This window comes from Amycolatopsis cynarae (assembly GCF_026802195.1).
Classification (GTDB): Bacteria; Actinomycetota; Actinomycetes; order Mycobacteriales; family Pseudonocardiaceae; genus Amycolatopsis_E; species Amycolatopsis_E rhizosphaerae.
This window is the reverse complement of sequence record NZ_CP113836.1, coordinates 3,746,492-3,767,856: the sequence shown is the minus strand read 5'-3', so window position 1 is coordinate 3,767,856 and position 21,365 is coordinate 3,746,492. Positions and strand designations below refer to the sequence as shown.

The 21,365-nt window shown below is 71.1% G+C and carries 4 protein-coding genes; all 4 read right to left on the bottom strand.

Features of this window, described 5'->3' with window-relative positions; all coding sequences use genetic code 11:
• The 4 genes from ORV05_RS18035 to ORV05_RS18020 are packed head-to-tail and all read right to left on the bottom strand — an operon-like array spanning position 1 to position 21,348.
• Positions 1-5,589, bottom strand: a complete 5,589-nt coding sequence (locus ORV05_RS18035; protein ID WP_268440594.1) for a non-ribosomal peptide synthetase — start codon at positions 5,587-5,589, stop codon at positions 1-3.
• Positions 5,586-8,849, bottom strand: coding sequence for an amino acid adenylation domain-containing protein (locus ORV05_RS18030; RefSeq protein ID WP_268440593.1), 3,264 nt, complete (start codon positions 8,847-8,849; stop codon positions 5,586-5,588). The genes ORV05_RS18035 and ORV05_RS18030 overlap by 4 nt, the downstream gene beginning before the upstream one ends.
• The gene (locus tag ORV05_RS18025; RefSeq protein WP_268440591.1) at positions 8,846-21,013 is read right to left on the bottom strand and encodes a non-ribosomal peptide synthetase; all 12,168 of its coding nucleotides are present in this window, start codon (positions 21,011-21,013) and stop codon (positions 8,846-8,848) included. Before ORV05_RS18025 ends, ORV05_RS18030 begins: the two co-directional genes overlap by 4 nt.
• Positions 21,010-21,348, bottom strand: a complete 339-nt coding sequence (locus tag ORV05_RS18020) for a phosphopantetheine-binding protein (protein WP_268440590.1) — start codon at positions 21,346-21,348, stop codon at positions 21,010-21,012. Before ORV05_RS18020 ends, ORV05_RS18025 begins: the two co-directional genes overlap by 4 nt.
• Positions 21,349-21,365 lie beyond the last annotated feature (17 nt).

The following is a 21,365-nucleotide window of genomic DNA, read 5'->3' as shown; positions in this document are numbered from 1 at the left end:
TCACTTTTCCAGCAGTAATGGGTTCAGCGCCGCGCAGACCTCGGCGACCGGTCCGGGGTCCATCAGCTCCTCGTGCCGGCAATCCACCGTGGTGATCACCCGGATCGATCCGTCCACGCGGGACTCCCAGCTCTCCGGGGTCTCCCAGGGTTTGCGGCCACGGTTGACGACCACCAGCTGCATGTCGCCGGCAAAGCGCTCCGGCTCCTCGGCCAGCAGGCCCCGCACGTTGCCGACCATGACGTCCAGGACCCGGGACCGTTCGGCGACGGACAGGTAGTGCAACTCGCTGCGGCCCCGTCCGAGGTAGCCGACGACCTGGGCACGCAGGCCCTCGAGGTCCGGCCGCGGCGCGTCCTTGTCGCCGTAGTACTCGGCGTATCCGGCGAACATGGTGGCCAGCACGTAGTGTTCGTCGTGCCGTCCGACGCGCGCGGGCTCCGGCGGATACGCGTCCAGGTTCCCCAGCAGGCCCACTCGCTGACCGGCCCGTTGCAGAGCCAGGGCGACCGGCTGTACGAGGTTGCCCCCGAAGGACCAGCCGAGCAGGTGATAGGGGCCCTCCGGCTGGATGCCGCGGATGGTGTCGGCGAGCTCGGCGGCGATCCCGGCGAGGCCGTCCGGCAGCGGGCGCTCCCCGGCCAGGCCCTTGGATTGCAGCGCGTACACCGGGATCCGAGGATCAAGCGCGCTCAGCAGGTTGACATACCGCCAGCTCATCCCGGTGATCTGGGGCAGGCAGAACAACGCGGGCAGGTCGCCCTGGGCGCGCAGCGGCAGCACCCGGCCGAACACGTCCAGTTCGCCGGCCGTGCGATCCAGCAGCGCGGCGACGGCGGCCGGGGTCGGCGCATCCACCACCGCGCGGGCGGTCAGGTCGACGGACAGCGCCGAGCGCACCCGCGCGGCCAACCGGGCGCACAGCGGGGGATTGCCGCCCCGCTCGAAGAAATCGTCTTCCGGGTCGACCTCGGGCACCCCGAGCACTTCGGCGAACAGCCGGCACAGCACGTATTCCCGCACGCTTCTCGGCGCCCGGCCGACCGGCCGCACGTCGGCGGGCGGCGCGGGCAGCCGGGCCGGGTCCAGCTGTCCGCCGGGGGTCAACGGCAACTCGGCCAGGGTCACGAACGCCGAGGGCACCATGTACCCGGGGAGCCGGCCGGCGAGATACTCGCGCAGCTCATCCGCCGATGCCGGCTCGCCGGACGGCACCACGTAGGCGACCAGCCTGCGCTCGCCTGAACGGCTCTCGCGCGCCACCACCGCCGCTGCGGCGACTCGGTCGTGCCGCCGCAGCGCCGCTTCGACCTCGCCGAGTTCCACCCGGAAGCCACGGATCCTGACCTGATCGTCCACGCGCCCCACCAGATCCAGCCGCCACCGCGCGGCCTCCGCCTCCGGCCCGGCGTCCCGCCGCCACCGCGCGAGATCCCCGGTGCGGTACAGGCGTGCGCCCGGCGGACCGAACGGGTTGGCCACGAAGCGTTCGGCGGTCAGCGCGGACCGGCCGAGATAGCCGCGGGCAAGGCCGGAGCCCGCGATGTACAGCTCCCCGGTCACTCCCGGCGGCACCGGACGCAGCGCCGCGTCCAGCACGTAGGTCCGTGCGCCGTGGATCGGGCGGCCGATGCCGGGGGACCGGTCGCCGGGCCGGCACCGCGCGAAGGTCACGTCCACGGTCGCCTCGGTCTGCCGGTAGGCGTTGACCACCAGCCGGTCCCGCGCCCAGTGGTCGATCAGCTTCTCGGGGCAGGGCTCGGCGCCGGTGATCCAGGCACGCAGATGCGGCAGCGACACCGGGGGCACGCCGAGCATCGCCGACGGCGGCACGTGCACGTGGGTGATGCGCAGCCGGTCCAGCTCGCGGGCAAGGTCCGCGCCGGCCGGCTGACGCGGCGGCACCACCAGGCAGGCTCCGGAAAGCAGGGCCAGGGTCAGCTCGGCGACCGACTCGTCGACGCCGGGGGAGGCGAACTGGAGCACCCTGGACTCGGGCGTGATCCGGTAGTGCGCGCGCTGGTGGGCGGCGAGGCCGGAAAGCCCTTCGTGGGTCACCACGACCCCGCGCGAGCTCCTGGCGGTGCCGGACGGGTACATCACGTAGGCGGGGTGTCCGGGCCGTAGTGGCGCGCTGCGAACCGCGTCGGCCGGCTCGGTGGCGGGCAGCCCGGTCAGGTCGAGATCGTCCAGCTCGACGATCTTGGCGCCTCCGGGGGCCGGTCCCTCGACGGACCGGGTGGTCAGCACCACCGCCGGAGCGAGGTCGGCGAGCAGGTGGTCGAACCGCGTGGCGGGATCGTCCGGGTCGACCGGCGCGTACGCGGCCCCAGCCTTGGTGACGGCCAGTACGGCCACCACGAGTTCGGCGGACCGGCGCAAGGCCAGCGCGACCACGTCTTCCGGCCCGACGCCGAGGCCGATCAGGTAGTGCGCCAGCCGGTTGGCGCGCGCGTTTAACTCGGCGTAGCTGACCGTCACTCCGCCGTCCTCGACCGCCGGGCGGTCGGGAGTCCTCGCGGCCTGGGCGGCGAACAGGGCGGCCAAGCTGGCAGGCGGCTCGGCCTCGGCGTCGTCGCCACCGGCCACCAGTTGGCGGCGCTCCGCCGCGGACAGCAGGTCGAGCCCGCCGAGGTGGATGTCCGGATTGTCGGCGACCTGCGCCAGCAGCCGCACCAGCCGGTCCGCGATGGCCTGCGCGGTTTCGGCGTCGAACAGGTCGGTGGCGTAGTCCAGCGTGCCGCGGATCCCGTTCGGTGCCCCGTCCGTGAACCGCTCGGCCACGGTGAAGGACAGGTCGAGCCTGGCGACGCCGATGCCGAAGTCCTCGGCCACCACGCGCAGGCCGGGCATCTCCAGCGCCGGCCCTTCGTTGTTCTGGAACACCAGCATCACCTGGTACAGCGAGTGCTGCGCGGCGGATCGCGCCGGGTTGGCCATCGCCACCACGCGCTGGAACGGCACATCCTGGTGGGCGAACGCCGCCAGGTCGGCCTGCCGGACCCGGCCCACCAGATCCCGGAAGCTGGGCTCGCCCGAAGTGTCCGTGCGCAGCACCAGGGTGTTCACGAAGAACCCGACCAGCTCGTCCAGCACCTGGTCGTTCCGGCCCGCGACAACCGTGCACAGCCGCACATCGGTACCCGCGCCCAGCCAGGTGAGCAGGCCGGCGATCGCCGCGTGCACCACCATGAACATGCTGGACTGGCTGCCGCGCGCGAGGTCGGCCAGGCGGCGGTGCACGGCGGCGTCCACCTCGAAGGCCACCGAATCGCCCCGGTAGCTCGGCGCTGCCGGGCGCGGCCGGTCGGTGGGCAGGTCGAGCTGGCTGGGCAGCCCGGCGAGGTACTGCCGCCAGAACTCCAGCTGGGTGCTGACCAGACTGTCCGGATCGGACTCCGATCCCAGCAGTTCCCGTTGCCACAGCGTGTAGTCCGCGTAGTGCACCGGCAGTTCCGGCCAGTCGGGGCGTCGTCCGGCGCGACGCGCGGTGTAGGCGGTGACCAGGTCACGGCTCAGCGGCCCGGCGGACCAGCCATCGCTGGCGATGTGATGGGCCACCATCAACAGCACGTGCTCGCGCGGGCCGGTGGCGAATACCCAGGCCCGCATCGGCAACTCGGTGGCCAGGTCGAACGGGGTGGTCGCGGCCCGCAGCATCGCCTCGGCCAGCTCGTCGTCCGCGACCTCGGCGAACTCGACCACCGGGCGCGTCTGGGCCGGCGGCAGCACGCGCTGGTATGGCATGCCGTCCACCTCGACGAACAGCGTGCGCAGGCTCTCGTGCCTGCCCACCACGTCGCCGAGCGCGGCCACCAGTGCCGCCTGATCGAGCTCGCCGGTCAGCCGCACCGCCATCGGCAGGTTGTAGTTGGCGCTGGGGCCCTCGACCTGGTGCGTGAACCACAGCCGCTGCTGGGCGAAGGACAACGGGAGCCGTTCCGGCCTTGCCGCCCGCCGCAGCGCCGGCCTGGCCAGGTCCGCCTCATCCAGCTTCGCCACCAGACCGGCGACGGTCGGCGCCTCGAAGACCGCCCGCACCGGCAGTTCCACGCCGAACACGGCCCGCACGCGGGACAGCAACCGGACGGCGCTGAGCGAGTGCCCGCCGATGGCGAAGAAGTTCTCGTCCGGCCCGACCCGTTCCCGGTTGAGCACATCGGCGATCAGGCCGCACAGGATCTCCCCTCGCGGATCCCGTGGCCGGGACGCGGGTGCCGCGTCGCCGGTCCGGGCCGGGGCGGATTCCCGGGCCAGGTCACCGAACAGCGCGACCCGGTCGGCCTCCTCCAGGGTGACCGGCCGTCCCAGCGGGGTGTCCGCCGCGTGGACCAGCCGGCGCAACGCGCGCGCGAACGCGTCCGCGACCCAGTGCGCCGTGGCGTCGTCGAACAGGTCCTGCCGGTACTCCAGCACGGCCTGCAGACGGTCGCCGGTCAGCCGGGCCGCCAACCGCAGCGGGTAGTGCGCGGCGTCGTCGCCGGTGATCCCGGTCAGCCGCACCCGCGGGGTGATCTGCCGCGCGGACAGGTCGACAGGGTAGTTCTCGAACACCACGAACGTGTCGAACAGGGTGGCCAGGCCGGTCTGCCGGGTGACGTCGGTCAGCCGGAGGTGCTGGTGCGCCATCAGCCGGGACTGCTCGTCCGCGAGCCGGGCCAGGTTGTCCGCGGCGGTCGCCTCGGGCCGCAGCCGGACCCGCACCGGCACGGTGTTGAGGAACATCCCGACCATGTTCCGCACGTTGTCGATCTCCGGCGGGCGGCCGGACACGAGGGTGCCGAACACCACGTCGTCGCGCCCGGTGACGGCGGCGAGCACGCTCGCCCACGCCGCCTGCACCACGGTGTTCGCGGTCAGGCCGGTGGACAGGACGAGCTGCCGGAGTTGCGCGCCCACCTCCGGGTCCGGCCGGACGTCGATCTGCGCGGGCAGCTCGGAGCCGAGGCCCGTGCCCGGAGCCACCAGCGTCGGCCGGTCCGTTCCGGCCAGGGCCACCTGCCACACCCGCAGCGAATCCGCGGGGTCCTGTTCGGACACCCAGGTCAGGAAGTCGCGGTAGGGAGTGACCCTCGGCAGCCCGGCCGGGTCACCACCGCTGGCGTAGAGCGCGAACAGGTCGTCGATCAGCACCGCCAGTGACCAGCCGTCGACCAGGATGTGGTGGTTGGTCAGCACCAGCCGGTACTCGTCGGTGGCGATCTTGACCAGGGTGAACCGCAGCAGCGGCGGTCGCTTGAGGTCGAACCGGGCCACCCGGTCGGCGGCCAGCAGCTTGCCGAGTTCCTCGTCCCGCCGGTCGGCATCGAGGCCGGAGAAGTCCACTTCGGACCAGTCGAGCGGGACCTCGCGGTAGATCACCTGGATCGGCTCGCCCGTCTTGCGCAGCCGGAAACCGGATCGCAGCACCGGATACCGCTGGACCAGGCCGGCCGCGGCCGTCCGGAGCACTTCGGGCTCCAGGCCACCGGCCAGTGCGAGCACGCACTGCGCCTGGTAGACGTCGACCCCGTCCTCGTCGTAGATGGCGTGGAAGAACATGCCCTCCTGCAACGGCGTGAGCGGCAGCACGTCCTCAAGCTTGGTCACTCCAGAGCCCCCTGTTCGGCTTCCAGTTCAGCTTCCAGTTCGTCGATTTCGGCCTGCGCGAGGGCGATCGTCAGCTCCGACGGGGTGAGGCCGCCCGCGCTCGGATCCACCGCGTGCCGGGCCAGCGCCCGCAGCGCGTCGAACCAGGCCTCGGCCAGCTCGGCCACGTCCGGCTCGGCCAGCAGTGCCCCGGGCCACGCCCAGGTCACCGAGAGGCTGGGCCCGTCCGGTCCGTCCACCGCAGCCGCGTTGATCTCCAGGACGTGCGGCACGGCTTGGGCGGGGTCGAGGACCGGGGGTTTGCCGATGTCGTCCACCTGGCCCCAGTCCTCACCGGCAGTGTCACCGGAGCTGACGCCGAACCGGCCGGTGTAGTTGAACCCCAGCTGCGGAACCGGGAGGCCGGCGAGTGCCGACGCGGTCTCCGGGTTCAGATAGCGCAGCAGGCCGAACCCGATGCCATGGCCGGGTATGGCGCGCAGCTGTTCCTGGACCGCCCTGAGCGCGCGGCCGATCGCCGGCCCGCCCGCACTGATCTCCTGCCAGTCGGCCGGGCCGGGATCCAGGCGCACCGGGTACATGCTGGTGAACCAGCCCACCGTGCGGGACAGGTCGGCCCCGGGCACCACGTCCTGGCGGCCGTGGCCCTCCAGATCGAGCAGTACCGCACCGCCGGTCCGGTTCCGCCACTGGGTGACCGCGAGCGCCAGCCCGGTGAGCAGCACGTCGTTGACCCCGGCGCGGAACGCCGCCGGTGCCGTGGTCAGCAGCGGCGCGGTGTGCTCGACCGGCAGCGTGGTGGACAGGTAGCGCAGAGTGCCGGCGACATCCACCGCCGGGTCGAGAGCCCGCGTGCCCAGCGGCGGCTCGGCCCCGGCCAGCAACCGCTGCCAGGTGCCGAGCTCGGCCACCCGGTCCGGCCGGTGGGACTCCTTGGCCAGCCCTCGGGCCCACCTCCGGGCCGAGGTCGGCACCGGAGCCAGCAGCGGCGTGCCGCCGGCCGCCGCTTGCCGCCAGGCCAGTGCCAGGTCCGGCAGGAGGATCCGCCAGGACACCACATCGACGGACAGGTGATGCACGACCAGCAGCAGCCGTCCGGGCCGGTCCGGGCCCAGGTCGAACCACACCGCCTGCAGCGGTAGGCCGTCGCGCGGGGCCAGCCGGTCCCGTGCGGCCCCGGCCTCGGCCGCGGTCGTCGCGGCGATCTCCTCGTCGGTCGCCCCGGCGAGGTCGACCCGGGTCAGCAGGTCGGCGACCGCGGGCTCACCCACCGGCCGGACGATGAAGCTCCACTGGCCATCCGGTGCGACGGTGAGCCGCTGGCGCAACGACTCGTGGTGGTCGACCACCGCCCGCAGCGCCGTTTCGAGGTCTTCGGGCCGGATGCCGCGCGGCAGGCGCACCGCGGCGGACTGGTTGAAGCCGTCGTAGTGGTCGGTGAGCTCGCGCAGCCAGCCCATGATCGGCATCGGGCCGAACTCGCCGTCGGCGTCGTCGTCCGGTTCGGCCGCCGGTGGTTCGTCCCAGGTGGCCACCGCGGCCAGCGCGGCCGGGGTGCGCAGGTCGACGACCTCCCGCACCGTCAGGGCGAGACCGGCGCGACGTGCGGCGCCGACGAGTTCGATGGAGATGATGCTGTCGCCGCCGAGGGTGAAGAAGTCCTGGTCGGAATTGACGTGGGACAGGTTGAGCACCTCGGCGAACAGAGCGCAGAGGAGTTCCTCGCGGGCGTCGCGCGGGCCGTCGGCCACGTCGAGCTCGACCTCGTTGACGGGCGCGGGCAGCCCGGCCCGGTCCAGCTTGCCGTTGGGGGTCACCGGCAGCGCGTCCAGCGCCACGAACGCCGAGGGCACCATGTACTCGGGGAGCCGGGCTGCGACATGCCGGCGCAACTCGTCCGCCGGAGCCGGCTCGCCGCTCGGCACGACGTAGGCCACCAACCGGCGGTCTCCCGGCCGGTCCTCCCGCACGATCACCGCGACCTGCCCCGCCGCGGGATGCCGCAGCAGGACCGCCTCGATCTCGCCCAGTTCGATGCGGAACCCCCGCACCTTCACCTGCGCGTCCGTCCGCCCGGCGAACACCAGCTCCCCCTGCTGGTTCCGCCGCGCCAGATCCCCGGTCCGGTACAGCCGCGTGCCCGGCGGGCCGAACGGAGACGCGACAAACCGCTCCGCGGTCAACGCCGCCCGCCCCAGGTAGCCGCGGGCCAACCCCGGGCCCGCCACGTACAACTCGCCGACGACGCCCGGTGGCACCGGACGCAACCACTTGTCCAGCACGAACACCCGTGCGCCCACGATCGGACGGCCGATCGGCACCACCGCGTCCCCCGGCGGCAACGGCTCGCTCGTCGTCACGACGACCGTCGCCTCCGTCGGGCCGTACACGTTGACCATCCGCCGGCCGGGAGCCCACCGCGCCACCAGCTCCGGCGGACACGCGTCACCCCCCACCACCAGGGTCATCCCCGGCGGCAACGCACCTTCCGGCAACGTCCCCAGCGCCACCGGCGGCATCATCACGTGCGTCACCCCCCGTGCCGCCACCACCTGGGCCAACCCGGCCAGGCCCGCTTCCGCCAGGACCAGACACCCTCCACAAAGGAGGGTTCCGTAGATCTCGGCGGCCGCCACGTCGAAGCTGAGCGAGGCGAACTGCAGCAGACGGCTGCCGCGGTCGATGGCGAACCGCTCGCTCTGCCCGGCGACCAGGTTCCCGATGCCGCGATGGCTGACCACCACGCCCTTGGGCCGCCCGGTCGAACCGGACGTGTAAATGACCCACGCCGGCGAGTCGACACCGAGCGGCGCCAACCGCTCGCCGTCCAGCACGGGTGCGTCCGAGAGCCCGGCCACCGCACCCGACACCGCCGGGTCGTCGACCACCACCGGGGGAGTGGCCCCCGGCAGCCGGTCCGCCAGCTGTCGCGTGGTCACCACGCACACGGGTGCGGAGTCGGCGACCATGAACTCGAGCCGGTCGGCCGGGTAACCCGGATCCAACGGCACGTAAGCTCCCCCGGCCTTGTGCACCGCCAGCAACGCGACCACGAGCTCCGTCGACCGCGGCAGCATCACCCCGGCCAGCCGCTCCGGCCCCACGCCCAAGGACACCAGGTACCGGGCCAGCCTGTTCGCCCGCGCCTCCAACTCCGCGTACGACAGGGACCCGGCGTCGGAGACCACGGCCTCGTCCGCGCCCCGCAGTGCCGCCTGCCTCGCGAACAGCTCGGAAGTCACCACACTCGGCTCGTTCACCGCAACGTCCCCAGTTCTTCTTCCAGTTCGTCGATCTCGCCCTGATCCAGCGCCAGTGACAGATCCGAGGGGGTGTGGCCCCCGGCGGCCAGGCTCTCGACATGCCGGACCAGCCCGCGCAGCGCGGTCAGCCATGCCTCGGCCAGCTCACGGACTTCGTCTTCGGCCAGCAACGCCTCCGGCCACAACCAGTCGGCCACCAGGTGCAGACCATCGACGTCGCGCCTCGCCGCGGCATTGATTTCGAGGACGTGCGCAACCGGTTGCTCCGCGTCCCGGTGCGCGGGCAGGGGGATGTCCGAGACCTGCTCCCAGTCGGCGGGTTCGGCGTGATCACCCGATACCGAGCCGAACCGTCCGAGATAGTTGAACGAAAGTTGGGGACCGGGAAGCGCCGCGAGCACCGGCGCGGTCTCCTCGTTGAGGTAGCGCAGCAAGCCGTAGCCGATACCGTTGTCCGGCTGCACCCGGAGCTGCTCCTTGACCGCCTTGAGCGCCTGGCCGACGGCCGGGCCACCGGCCCGCACCTCTTGCCAGTCCACCCGTCCCGGATCGAGCCGTACCGGATAGAGGCTGGTGAACCACCCCACGGTCCGGGTGAGATCCAGGCCGGGAACGATGTCCTCGCGACCGTGCCCCTCCAGGTCGAGCACGACCTCGCTGCCGGAGCGCGGCCTTCCTCCCCGGCAGTGGTTGACCGCGAGTGCGAGTCCGGTCAGCAGCACGTCATTGATGCCGCCGTGGAACGCGGCGGGCACCGCGGTCAGCAATGCGCCAGTCTGCTCGGCCGGCAAGCTCACCGAGAGGGACCGGACGGTCCGCGCGACATCGACCGCCGGGTTCAGAGGACGGCTGCCCAGGTTCGGATCGGCCGGCGCCAGCGCCCGTTGCCACAACTCGAGTTCGCGGACCCGGCTCGGTCGACGAGCCTCTTCGGCCAGCGCCAACGCCCAGGTCGGCATCGAGGTCAGCACCGGTTCGACGACGGGGGTTTCACCCGCCACCGCGCTCCGCCAGGCCGATGCCAGGTCCGACAGCAGGATCCGCCACGACACCGCGTCCACGGCCAGGTGGTGGAGAACCAGCAGCAGCCGGCCGGCACGGTCCTCGCCGAAATCGAACCACACCGCTTGGCACATCACACCGTCCACCGGCCGTAGCCGCAGCCGCGCCGCTTCGCCTTCCGCCGTGAGCACGGCGGCAAGTTGTTCACCGGCCAGCCCGTGGACATCCACCCGGGACAGCACATCCCCGGCCGAACTCCGCCCGGAGGCCGCCAGGCTCCAGCGGCCCTCCGCCGAGACGGTCAACTGCGACCGCAGCGATCCATGGCGGTCGAGCACCGCCTGCAGGGCGGTCCGCAGCTCACCGATCCGAGCGCCCTCGGGCACCCGAACGGCCACCGACTGGTTGTAGCCGTCGAACGGTCCGTCGAGTTCCCGCAACCACGCGATGATCGGTGTCGGATCCATCGCGCGGTGGTTCTCGTCGTGGCCGGCCCGGCCGGACTCCCCACTGGTCGCCACGGAGGCGAGTGCCTCGACCGTGCGGTGCAGGAAGACATCGCGGACGGTCAGTCCCAGCCCCGCGCGCCGGGCACCCGCGACCAGTTCGATGGACAGGATGCTGTCGCCACCGAGCCGGAAGAAGTCCTGTCCGGGATGGGCCTCGGCCAACCCCAGTACCTCGGCGAAAATGCGGCAGAGGGTCTCCTCGTGGTGCCCGCGCGGCCGCCGGCCCGCACCGGTGTCGGTTTCCGGTGCCGGAAGCGCGGCATGGTCGATCTTCCCGTTCGGCGTCACCGGCAATGCCTCCAGCCGCACGAACGCCGAAGGCACGAGGTAGTCCGGCAGCAGGCCCTCCACCCGCTCGCGCAGCGCGGCCGGATCGGCACTGGTGACCACATAGGCCACGATCCGCCGGTGCCCCGGCCGGTCCTCCCGTACCACCACCACGGCGCGGGTCACATCCGGCAACGCGGTGAGCACCGCCTCGATCTCACCCGGCTCGATGCGGAACCCCCGCACCTTCACCTGCCGGTCGGCCCGGCCGGCGAATTCGAGCTGCCCCTGGGAGTTCCAGCGGGCCAGATCCCCGGTCCGGTACATCCGCCTACCGGCACCGGCGAACGGACACGCCACGAAACGCTGCGCGGTCAACGCGGGCCGCGCGAGGTAGCCACGCGCCAGTCCGGCACCGGTCACATACAGTTCTCCCACCACACCCGGAGCCACCGGACGGAGCGAAGCATCCAGGACGAATGCCCGGGTGTTCACGATCGGCCGGCCGATCGGGGGTGCGACCGCCGCCGACAACGGCGCGCTCATCGTCGCGCACACCGTCGTCTCGGTCGGGCCGTACGCGTTGATCATCCGGCGGTCCGGCGAGAACCGGGCCACCAACTCCGGTGCGCACGCCTCCCCGGCGACCACCAGGGTCATCCCGGCAGGCAATCCCTCCCCGGACATCGCGGCCAGCGCGGTCGGCGGCAACGTCGCATGTGTCACCCGTTGGCGAGACAGCAGTTCCGCCAGTGGTTCTCCCGGAGCCAGCCGGGATGCCGGAGCCACGACAAGGCAGCCACCGGACAGCACCGCCATGCAGATTTCCCATCCGGCCGCGTCGAAACTCAGTGATGCGAACTGCAAGACCCGGCTGCCCGGCCCTACCCCGAGCCGCTCGATCTGGGCGGCGACCAGGCTGGCGATCCCGCGATGCGGCACCACGACGCCCTTGGGCCGACCCGTCGAACCCGACGTGTAGATCACCCAGGCCGGGGAATCGACGCCCAGCGGAGCGAGCCGATCGCCATCGCCGAGATCGGTATCCGGCAACCCGGCGATCGCGGCCGCGGTGGCGGCCTCGTCCACCGGCACGACCGTGCCCGGTGCCGACGGCAACCGCTCCGCGATCGCCCTGGTCGTCAGCACGCACGACGGCACCGAATCCGTGAGGATGTATTCGATCCGGTCCGGCGGATAGTCGGGATCGACCGGCAGGTAGGCCGCCCCGGCCTTGTGCACCGCCAGCACCGCCACGATCATCTCCCTCGATCGCGGCAGGGCCACCGCCACCCGGCTTTCCGGTCCGACCCCGCATCCCACCAGGTACCGCGCCAGCCGGTTGGCCCGCGCGTCCAACTCCCGGTACGACACGGTCTCGTCCTCGAACACCACCGCCGGGTCATCCGGTCTCCGCGCGACCTGTCCGGCGAACAACATCGGAATCGTCGCCGCCGGTAACGCCCGGTCCGTCGCGTTGTAGTCCGTCAGCAACCGGTGACGCTCCTGGTCGGACAGCACCTCCACCTCGCTCAACCGGCGATCGGGAGCCGCCACGACCGCCGACAGCAACCGTGTCAGGCGCGCGGCGACCTGTGCGACCGAACCGCGGTCGAACAGGTCGACCGCGAACTGGAGGACCCCATCGATGCCGGCGGGGCGGCCTTGCGCGGTGCGCGTCTCCTCCAGTCCGAACTGGAGGTCCAGTTTCGCCCCGCCGGAACCGAAATCGGCGATGTCGACCTGGAGCCCGTCCAGTTCCCACTTCTCGTCGGTACCACTGGAATAGGCCAGACTGATCTGGAACAGCGGGTGGTGAGCCAGCGAGTGCTCCGGTTGGAGCACCTCGACCAGCCGGTCGAACGGCACATCCTGGTTGGCGTAGGCGGCTATGTTCGCCTTCCGGACCCGGGTCAGCAGTTCGGCGAAGGTCGGATCGCCCGAGGTGTCGTTGCGGAGCACCAGGTTGTTGGCGAAGAAGCCGACGAGATCATCCAGTGCGCTGTCGGCCCGGCCCGCCACCGGGCTGCCGATCAGGATGTCGGTGCCGGCGCCCAGTTTGGTCAGCAGAGCGGCGATTGCGGCCTGCGCGACCATGAACATCGTGACATCGTGGCTGCGGGCGAGTTCCACCATGGCGGCATGGGTCGCGGCGTCCACCGTGAACCGCACATCATCGCCCCGGTGCGTCGGCACGGCCGGATGAGGCCGGTCCGTCGGCAGGGAAATCAACTGCGGGGAGTCGGCCAGGGTGCGCCGCCAGAACTCCACCTGCCGGCCGATCGCGCTGTGCGGGTCGTCTTCCCCGCCCAGAATCTCCCGCTCCCACAGGGTGTAGTCGACGTACTGCACGGGCAGACCGGTCCAGGACGGCGCGTGACCGGCCCGCCGGGCGGCGTAGGCGGAAGCGAGATCCCGGCTCAACGGCCGCAGGGACAGGCCGTCCACGGCGATGTGGTGTGCCAGCAGCAGCAACACGTACTGGTTCTCGCCGAGCGGGAACAGGAATGCCCTGATCGGAATTTCGGTGGCCAGATCGAAGGCGTAGTTCGCCGCCTCGTGCACGGCGGCCTGCAGTCCGCCCGGGCCGACATCGACGACCGAGAACTCCGGACGCGCTTCGCCGACGTCGAGAACGCTTTGGTAAGCGACTCCGTCATGCTCGGGAAACATCGTGCGCAGCACTTCGTGCCGGTGCACCACATCGGTCAGTGCCGCTTCGAGCGCCGCCTGGTCAAGGTTGCCGGACAGGCGCAGCGCTATCGGCATGTTGTAGGTCGGGCTCGGGCCTTCCAGCTTGTGCAGGAACCACAGTCGGCGCTGGCCGAACGACAGCGGGACGTATCGCGGACGCTCGACGGGCACCAGTGCGGCGCGGCCGGCGTCGGCGCCGTCGAGCTGAGCCGCCAACCGCGCCACCGTCGCGGCCTCGAATATCGACCACACCGGCATCTCCCGCTGGAACACCGTCCGGATCCTGCTGGCCAGCCTGATCGCCAGGATGGAGTGCCCACCGAGGTCGAAGAACCCGTCGTCGATTCCCACCGAGTCCAGCCCCAGCACCTCGGCGAACAACCCGCACAGAATCTCTTCGGCGGGGGACCGCGGCGCCCGGGAAGCGGCTGATCCGGCGAGCGCCGGCGCGGGCAGTGCGCGGCGGTCGATCTTTCCGTTCGTCGTCAACGGCATTTCGTCCAGCACGGTCACCGCGGCCGGCACCATGTATTCTGGCAACCAGTGCCGCAGGTACGACCGCAGCGACCGGCCCAGCGCATCGGCCTGGTACGGCCTGGCCGGATCGTTCCCGTACTCCGCGAGCGGCCGGCTTCCGGCCACGAGGGGATACCCGATCCCCACCGCGCCAACGCCGTTCGACGGGTCGCGGGTGAAAACGGCCTCGATACTGCCGTCTTCTGCGCCGGGGGACCAGGCTACGCCGGTGACGAATCCGTTCCGGCTGCCCAGGTCGTACAACGCATCCGGGTCGACCGATGCCGTCGGCGACGCCGGTGTTCGCTCGTCGACGGCGGCCAGCGCGGCCAGTTCGGGAAGCAGGCGGGCATTGGGCATGCCGGTCACCCGAACCGCCCCTGCGCCGGACGCGACCAGGTGGGCTTCCAGCGCCCCGAGATCGGCCACGTCGGCGCCCCACCGCAGTTCCCGTGGCTCGTCCGCCGACTCGGCTCCGGAGCCGCTGCGCAACACGACGTCGTACCGGTAGCGGCTCAGCTCGTTCGGTGCCACACCGCGCTTGACGCCGATCTCCACCGACGGCACGTCGGGGAGCACCTGACCCAGGGCCGGAAAGAACTCCGGATCGATCAGCAGTTCCTTTTCCCGCCGCACGGCCTGTGCCACGGATCGCTGCCACTGCGCCGGATCCTCGTCCGGATGACGGAGCACCTCGATGGCCGCGCGGAAGCACCGCAGCAGACGGTGGTTGCGCACATCTCCGACGAACACCGCGCCGCCCGGGACCACCAGGCTCAGGGCCTGTCGCAGCACGGATACGAGATAGTCCACGTTCGGGAAGTACTGCACCACCGAATTGATGACGATGGTGTCGAAGAACTCGGCGGGCAGGCCATCGAAGCAGTCGGCGGGTTGCGTTCGCAACACGACCCGGTCCGTCAGATCCGGGTTTTCCGCGATGATCTCCTCCAGCGCCGCCACGGCGACGGGCGAGAAATCCGTTGCCCAGTAGGCCTCGCTGTCCGGAGCCAATTTCGACAGCAGCAGACCGGACCCCACGCCGATCTCCAGGATGCGCCGTGGCCGCAGTCCCCGGATTCGCGTTACCGTCGTGTCCCGCCACGCACGCATTTCGGAAAGCGGGATCGGCGCGTCGTCGTAGCTGCTTCGCCACACCGAGAAGCTTTCGCTGAAATCTCCGGATTTCGCTTCTTCCTCGTACGCGGAGTCGTAAACCTGTTGCCAGTCGTCAACCTGCTGCCGTACGACCCCGTCGTCGTCGGGCGATTGCGACCGGTCCAGCGGGGTGACGTAGGCGATCAGTTGCTGCTGTCCGGTGGCGACCACGGCGGCCCGCGCGACATCGGGATGGCGCGAAAGCACGCTCTCGATCTCGCCGAGCTCCACGCGGAACCCGCGAAGTTTGATCTGGTGGTCGACCCGGCCGACGAATTCCAGCTCGCCGTTCCGGTTCCAGCGGGCGACGTCACCTGTTCGGTACATCCGCGTCCCCGGCCTGCCGAAGGGGTTCGCGACGAATCGCTCGGCGCTGAGCTTCGGCTGTCCGAGATAGCCGCGGGCCAGGCCGTCACCGGCGAGGTACAGTTCGCCCGCGACCCCGATCGGCGCCGGACGCAACTCGCCGTCCAGCACGTGCACCTGGGTGTTCGCGATCGGACGACCGATCGGCGGGGTGCGTTCGTCGTCGGGCACCGCCGCGATCGTGGACCAGATCGTGGTTTCCGTCGGGCCGAACAGGTTGGTGACCGCGCCCGACCGCTCGCGCATCCGGACGGCCAGCCCCGCGGGCAGTGCTTCGCCGCCGACCAGCATCCGCACGTCCCGGAACGCGTCCGCCGTCGTGCCCAGCAGCACCTGCCACATCGTCGGCGTGGCCTGCACGACCGTGCAACCGCGAGTGGCGGCGAGGTTGGCCAGTGCCATCGGATCGCGGACCGTCTTCTCCTGCGCGAGGACCACCTGGGCGCCGTGGACCAGCGGCAGGTACAGCTCCAGCGCCGCGATGTCGAAGGCGACCGTGGTCACCGCCAGCAGGCGGTCGGCGGGAGTCAGACCGCACGGCTCGCGCATCGCGGTGAGGAAGTTCGTCAGGTTCGCGTGCGTGACCACGACACCCTTCGGCACGCCGGTCGATCCGGACGTGTAGATGACGTAGGCCGGATGCTCGACCGTCAACGGCCGGACACGGTCACCGTCGTCGATGTTCGTGGCCGCCTGCCGCGCCAGTCGCGCGGTAGTGCCCGGGTGGTCCAGCACCAGGCGGGTGCCCGGATATTCCGGTAGCACGTCAGCGGTGTCCGTGGTGGTCACCATCAGGACGGGTCCGGCGTCGCCGAGGATGTAGCCGAGACGGTCAGCGGGATATTCGGGGTCGAGCGGAAGATACGTGCCACCGGCCTTCAGCACGGCCAGCAGGGTGACCAGCAACGCGGGTGAGCGGGTCATCAGGACGGCCACGATCGACTCGGGTCCGACACCGGACTCGATCAGCACCCGCGCCAGCCGGTTCGCCCGGACATTCAGTTCCTCGTAGCTCAACTCCGCATCGCCGCAGGCGACGGCGATCGCGCCGGGATCGTCTCGCACCCGGGCTTCGAACATCTCCGGCATGGTCTCGGGGGGAACTTCGGCCGCCGTGTCGTTCCAGGCGACCAACTGACCGCGTTCGGCCGGCAGCAGCACATCATGGGCGCCGATGGGGCGATCGGGATCGGCCAGCAGGGCACTCAGCCATCCGGTCCAGCGAGCCGCGAGGTGCTCCGCCGTCGCACGATCGAACACATCGGTGCTGTACTCGATCACACCGGTGATTCCCGCGGGAGCGCCCTCGGAGTTCCGCTGTTCGTTCAGCAGGAAGAACAGGTCGAACTTGGCGGTGCGGGTGTTGATGTCCGTGGTGGTCACGTCGAGGCCGGGCAGCTCGAAATCCGTGTCCGAATAGGGGAAAAGCCCGAGCATGACTTGGAACAGCGGGTGATGTGCGGCAGAGCGGGCGGGGTTGAGGATCTCGACCAGGCGCTCGAACGGCAGATCCTGGTGCGCGTAGGCGGCGAGGTCGGTCGTGCGCACCCGGTCGAGCAACTCCCGGAAAGTCGGCTCGCCGGAGGTGTCCGTCCGCAGTACCAGGCTGTTCACGAAGAATCCGACCAGGTCGGTCAGCGCGTCATCGGTCCGTCCGGCAGCAGGACTGCCCAGTGGAATGTCCGTACCGGCGCCGAGCCGCGTCAGCAGGGACGCCAGGGCGGCTTGCAGGACCATGAAGACGGTGACACCACTCGAACGCGCCATCGCGATCGCGGCGCGGTGGCCGTCCGCGGACAGCGCCACCTCGACCCGGTCACCGCGATAGGACGTCACTGTCGGTCGTGGACGGTCGTACGGCAGGTTCAGCTGTTCCGGGATTCCGCGCAGTTCCGTGCGCCAGAACTCCACCTGGGTGCTCGCCGTGCTCGACGCGTCCGATTCTTCGCCCAGCAGTTCCCGCTGCCACAACGTGTAGTCCGCGTACTGCACCGGGAGTGGCTCCCACTCCGGTGCCTTCCCGGCGCATCGCGCCTCGTACGCCGACGCCAGGTCCCGCACCAGGGGTTTCATCGACGAACCGTCCGCGGCGATGTGGTGCAGCGCCAGCACCAACGCGCAGTCTTCCGGTGCCGTGACGAGCAGTTCGGCTCGCAGGGGAATCTCGGTCGCCAGATCGAACGAGTACCGGGCCGCGCGTTCGATGGCGTCGGTGAGCTGCGCCGCGCTCACGTCGGAAACCACCGGTTCGACCGAAACCCGGTCCACCACCCGCTGGCGGCCGACGCCGTCGACCTCGGGATAGATCGTGCGCAACGTTTCGTGCCGGGCGACCACATCCCGCAGTGCCGAGGTCAGCGCCTCGCGGTTCAGCACGCCCCGCAGCCGCAGGCAGAACGAAATGTTGTACGTCGGACTCGGCCCTTCCAGTTGGTGGAGGAACCACAGTCGCTGTTGCGCGAACGACAGGGGCACCACCTCGGCGCGCGCGGACGGCCGCAACGGGGGCTGCGGTGGCGCGGTGGCGGCATCCAGGCGCGCGGCCAGCCCGGCCGCGGTCGGGGTCTCGAACACCGCACGCACCGGGAGTTCCACACCCAGTACCGACCGGACCCGGCTGATCAGCCGGGTCACCAGCAGCGAATGCCCACCCAGGTCGAAGAAGCCGTCCTCGACTCCCACCGAGTCCAGCCCGAGTACTTCGGCGAACAGCCCGCACAGGATCTCCTCCCGCGCGCTCCGGTTGGCCTGGCCGGCCGATCCGGTGCCGAGCACCGGCGCCGGCAGCGCGGCACGGTCGAGCTTTCCGTTGGAGTTCAACGGCAGTTCCGCCAGGACCACCATCGCCTGGGGGACCAGGTATCCGGGCAGGCCCTCCGCAAGGTACCGCCGGACCTCGGTCACCTCCGGGCGCCGGTCACCCGCGGGCACCAGATAGGCGGCCAGCATCCGGTCGCCGGGCCGGTCTTCCCTGGCCACCACCGCCGCCTGGGCGATATCGGGATGAGCGGCCAACGCGGTCTCGATCTCCCCGGGTTCGATGCGCAGTCCCCGCATCTTGATCTGCTGGTCGGCCCGGCCCAGGTACTCCAGCAGGCCGGTGCGGTTCCACCGCACCAGATCGCCGGTCCGGTACATCCGCTCACCCGGCCGCCCGTAGGGGGCGGCGACAAAGCGTTCCGCGGTCAGGGCCTGCCGCCGGAGGTAGCCGCGTGCCAGACCGACGCCGGCCACGTACAGCTCACCGGCGACACCGGGTGGCACCGGACGCAGCCGGTCGTCCAGTACGTACGCCCGGATGTTGTCCGCGGGCCTGCCGATCGGCACCGGACCCTCCACCAGGGCCGACGGGTCCAGTTCGTGCGAGGCCGCGATGACGGTGACTTCGGTCGGGCCGTAGGCGTTGACCAGTCGCGTGTCCGGGCAGTGCCGCTGTACCCGCGCCATCGCCGACGGGGAAGCGGCCTCGCCACCGCACAGGATCTCCCTGACCGGTGCGAGGATTTCCGGTGCCTGCTCGGCGACCAGGTTGAACAGCGAGGTGGTCAGCAGTGCGGACGTGATCCGGTATCCGGCGATCATGGCGGCCAGCGCGGTGACGTCGAAGTCGGCCTCCGGTGCCACGACCACTTCGTGACCGGCCAGCAACGGCCCCCAGATCTCCCAGGTGGCGGCGTCGAAAGCGTGCGAGGAATGCAGCAGTACCCGGTGATCGCCGCCGTGCTGCCAACCCCGGTCCGCTGCCAGCCTGACCACGCCGGCATGGGTGACGCCGACTCCCTTGGGGGTGCCGGTCGAACCCGAGGTGTACATGATGTAGGCGAGGTTTTCGCCGGTCAGCGGCAGGCACAGGTCCGTACCGGCCAGTCCGTCGAGCGGCTGTCCGCCCACCTGCAGGACCGTCGCTTCGTGGTCGAACCGATGCCCTGCCGAGCCGCGATCGGTGATCAGCACGGACGCGCCGGTCTCGCGCAGCATCAGACTCATCCTGGCCGGGGGGTAGCTCGCATGCAGCGGCACGTAGGCGCCACCCGCCTTGACCACCGCGATCATGGCCACCACCAGGTCGGCGGAACGTTCCATCGACACCGCCACCGGGGCGTCGGGTCCGACGCCGAGATCGGCCAGCCGGTGGGCGAGCCGGTTCGCGCGGGTGTTGAGTTCGGCGTAGGACAGGGTGCCGTCCCGGTCCGTCAACGCGGGCGCCTGCGGGTTGCGCCGCACCTGTTGCTCGAACAGTGCCGCCACGTCGAGAGGGGGAACCGGGCGCTCGGTGTCGTTCCAGTCGACGAGAATCCGCTGCCGTTCGGCCGCATCGAGCAGGTCGAGTTCACCGATGGCCCGGTCCGGGTCGGCGACGGCCGAGGCCAGCACGCGCGTCAACCGGGCGGCCAGGTCGGCCGCGGTCGCCCGGTCGAACAGATCCTCGGCGTACTCGAGCGTGCCTTCGATGCCCGCCGCCTCCCCGTCGTCCGTCAGCGTCTCCTCCACGGAGAACGACAGGTCGAACTTGGCCACCCCGGATACCGGCGTCGGCAGGATCCCGGCACGGAGCCCGTGCAGATCGACCCGGTCGGCGCTGGCGTTCTGCAGTACCAGCATCACCTGGAACAGCGGGTGGCTGGCGAGGCTGCGGGTCGGGTTCAGCACCTCGACCACGCGCTCGAACGGCACATCCTGGTTGGCATAGGCGTCGAGGTCGACGCTGCGCACCCTGGCCAGCAGATCGCGGAAGCTGGGATCGCCCGAGGTGTCGGTGCGCAGCACCAGGGTGTTCACGAAGAACCCGACCAGGTCCTCCATGGCCTCGTCGGACCGGCCGGCGACCACGGTGCCGATCGGGACATCCGTGCCGGCACCCAGCCGGGTCAGCAGCACCGCGAGCGCGGCCTGCACGACCATGAAGACGGTGGTTCCGGTATCCCTGGCCAGCCGCACCATCGCACGGTGCGCCGCAGCATCCAGGTGCAGCCCGACCTTGTCGCCGCGATAGGAGGCGACAGCGGGACGCGGCCGGTCCGTGGGCAGTTCCAGCAGTTGCGGCGCACCCCGCAGAAACGCGCGCCACTGTGCCAACTGCTGGCTGATGATGCTGTCAGGCTCGGTCTCGGAACCCAGGACGTCCCGCTGCCACAGGGCGTAGTCCGAGTACTGCACGGGAAGATCGCTCCACTGTGGACTTTCCTGCCGGCAGCGGGCCGCGTACGCGGTGGACAGGTCCTGAAGCAACGGCCGCGTGGACCAGCCGTCGGCGATGATGTGGTGCATCACGACCAGCAGCACGTGCTCCTGCGCGCCGAGCGTGAGTAGCCGCAGCCGCAGCGGAACCTCGGCGTCGATGTGGAAGGGCTGCGCGACGGCCTCGGCGATGGCCGCGTCCAGGCCGTCCGGAGCGGCGTCGACCACCGGCAGGGTCACCGGCGCGTCGGCGGGGGCCAGCACTCGCTGGTAGGGCTCGCCGTCCCGTTCGGGGAACTTCGTCCGCAACGACTCGTGCCGCGCGATCACGTCGCCCAGGGCGGCCACCAGCGCCACCCGGTCCAGCGGGCCGGACATCCGCACCGCCAGCGGCACGTTGTAGGTGGGGCTCGGCCCCTCCAACCGGCTCAGGAACCACAGCCGCTGCTGGGCGAAGGACAGCGGGATCATGAGACCTCCTCGGGCCTTGGCATCCGGCGCAGTGCCGGCCGCGCTGCCCTGGTCCCGGCCGGTTGGCCGGTGAGGGCGGCGACGGTCGCCGATTCGAACAGGGAGCGCAGCGCCGGCACGACGCCGGAGGTGGCACGGATCCGGCCGATCAGCCGGACGGCGGGCAACGGGTGGCCGCCGGGCGGGAAGAAGTTGTCGTCGATCGTGATGTGCGGGACGCCCAGCGCCTGCGCGAACCTCTCGCAGCGGATCTCCTCGCGGGCCGAGCGGGGAGCCCGGCCCCGCGGCTGCGAGGCACCGGGGCCGGCACCTGCCGCCGGTACGGGGTTTCCCACGGGCGGCACCATTGTGG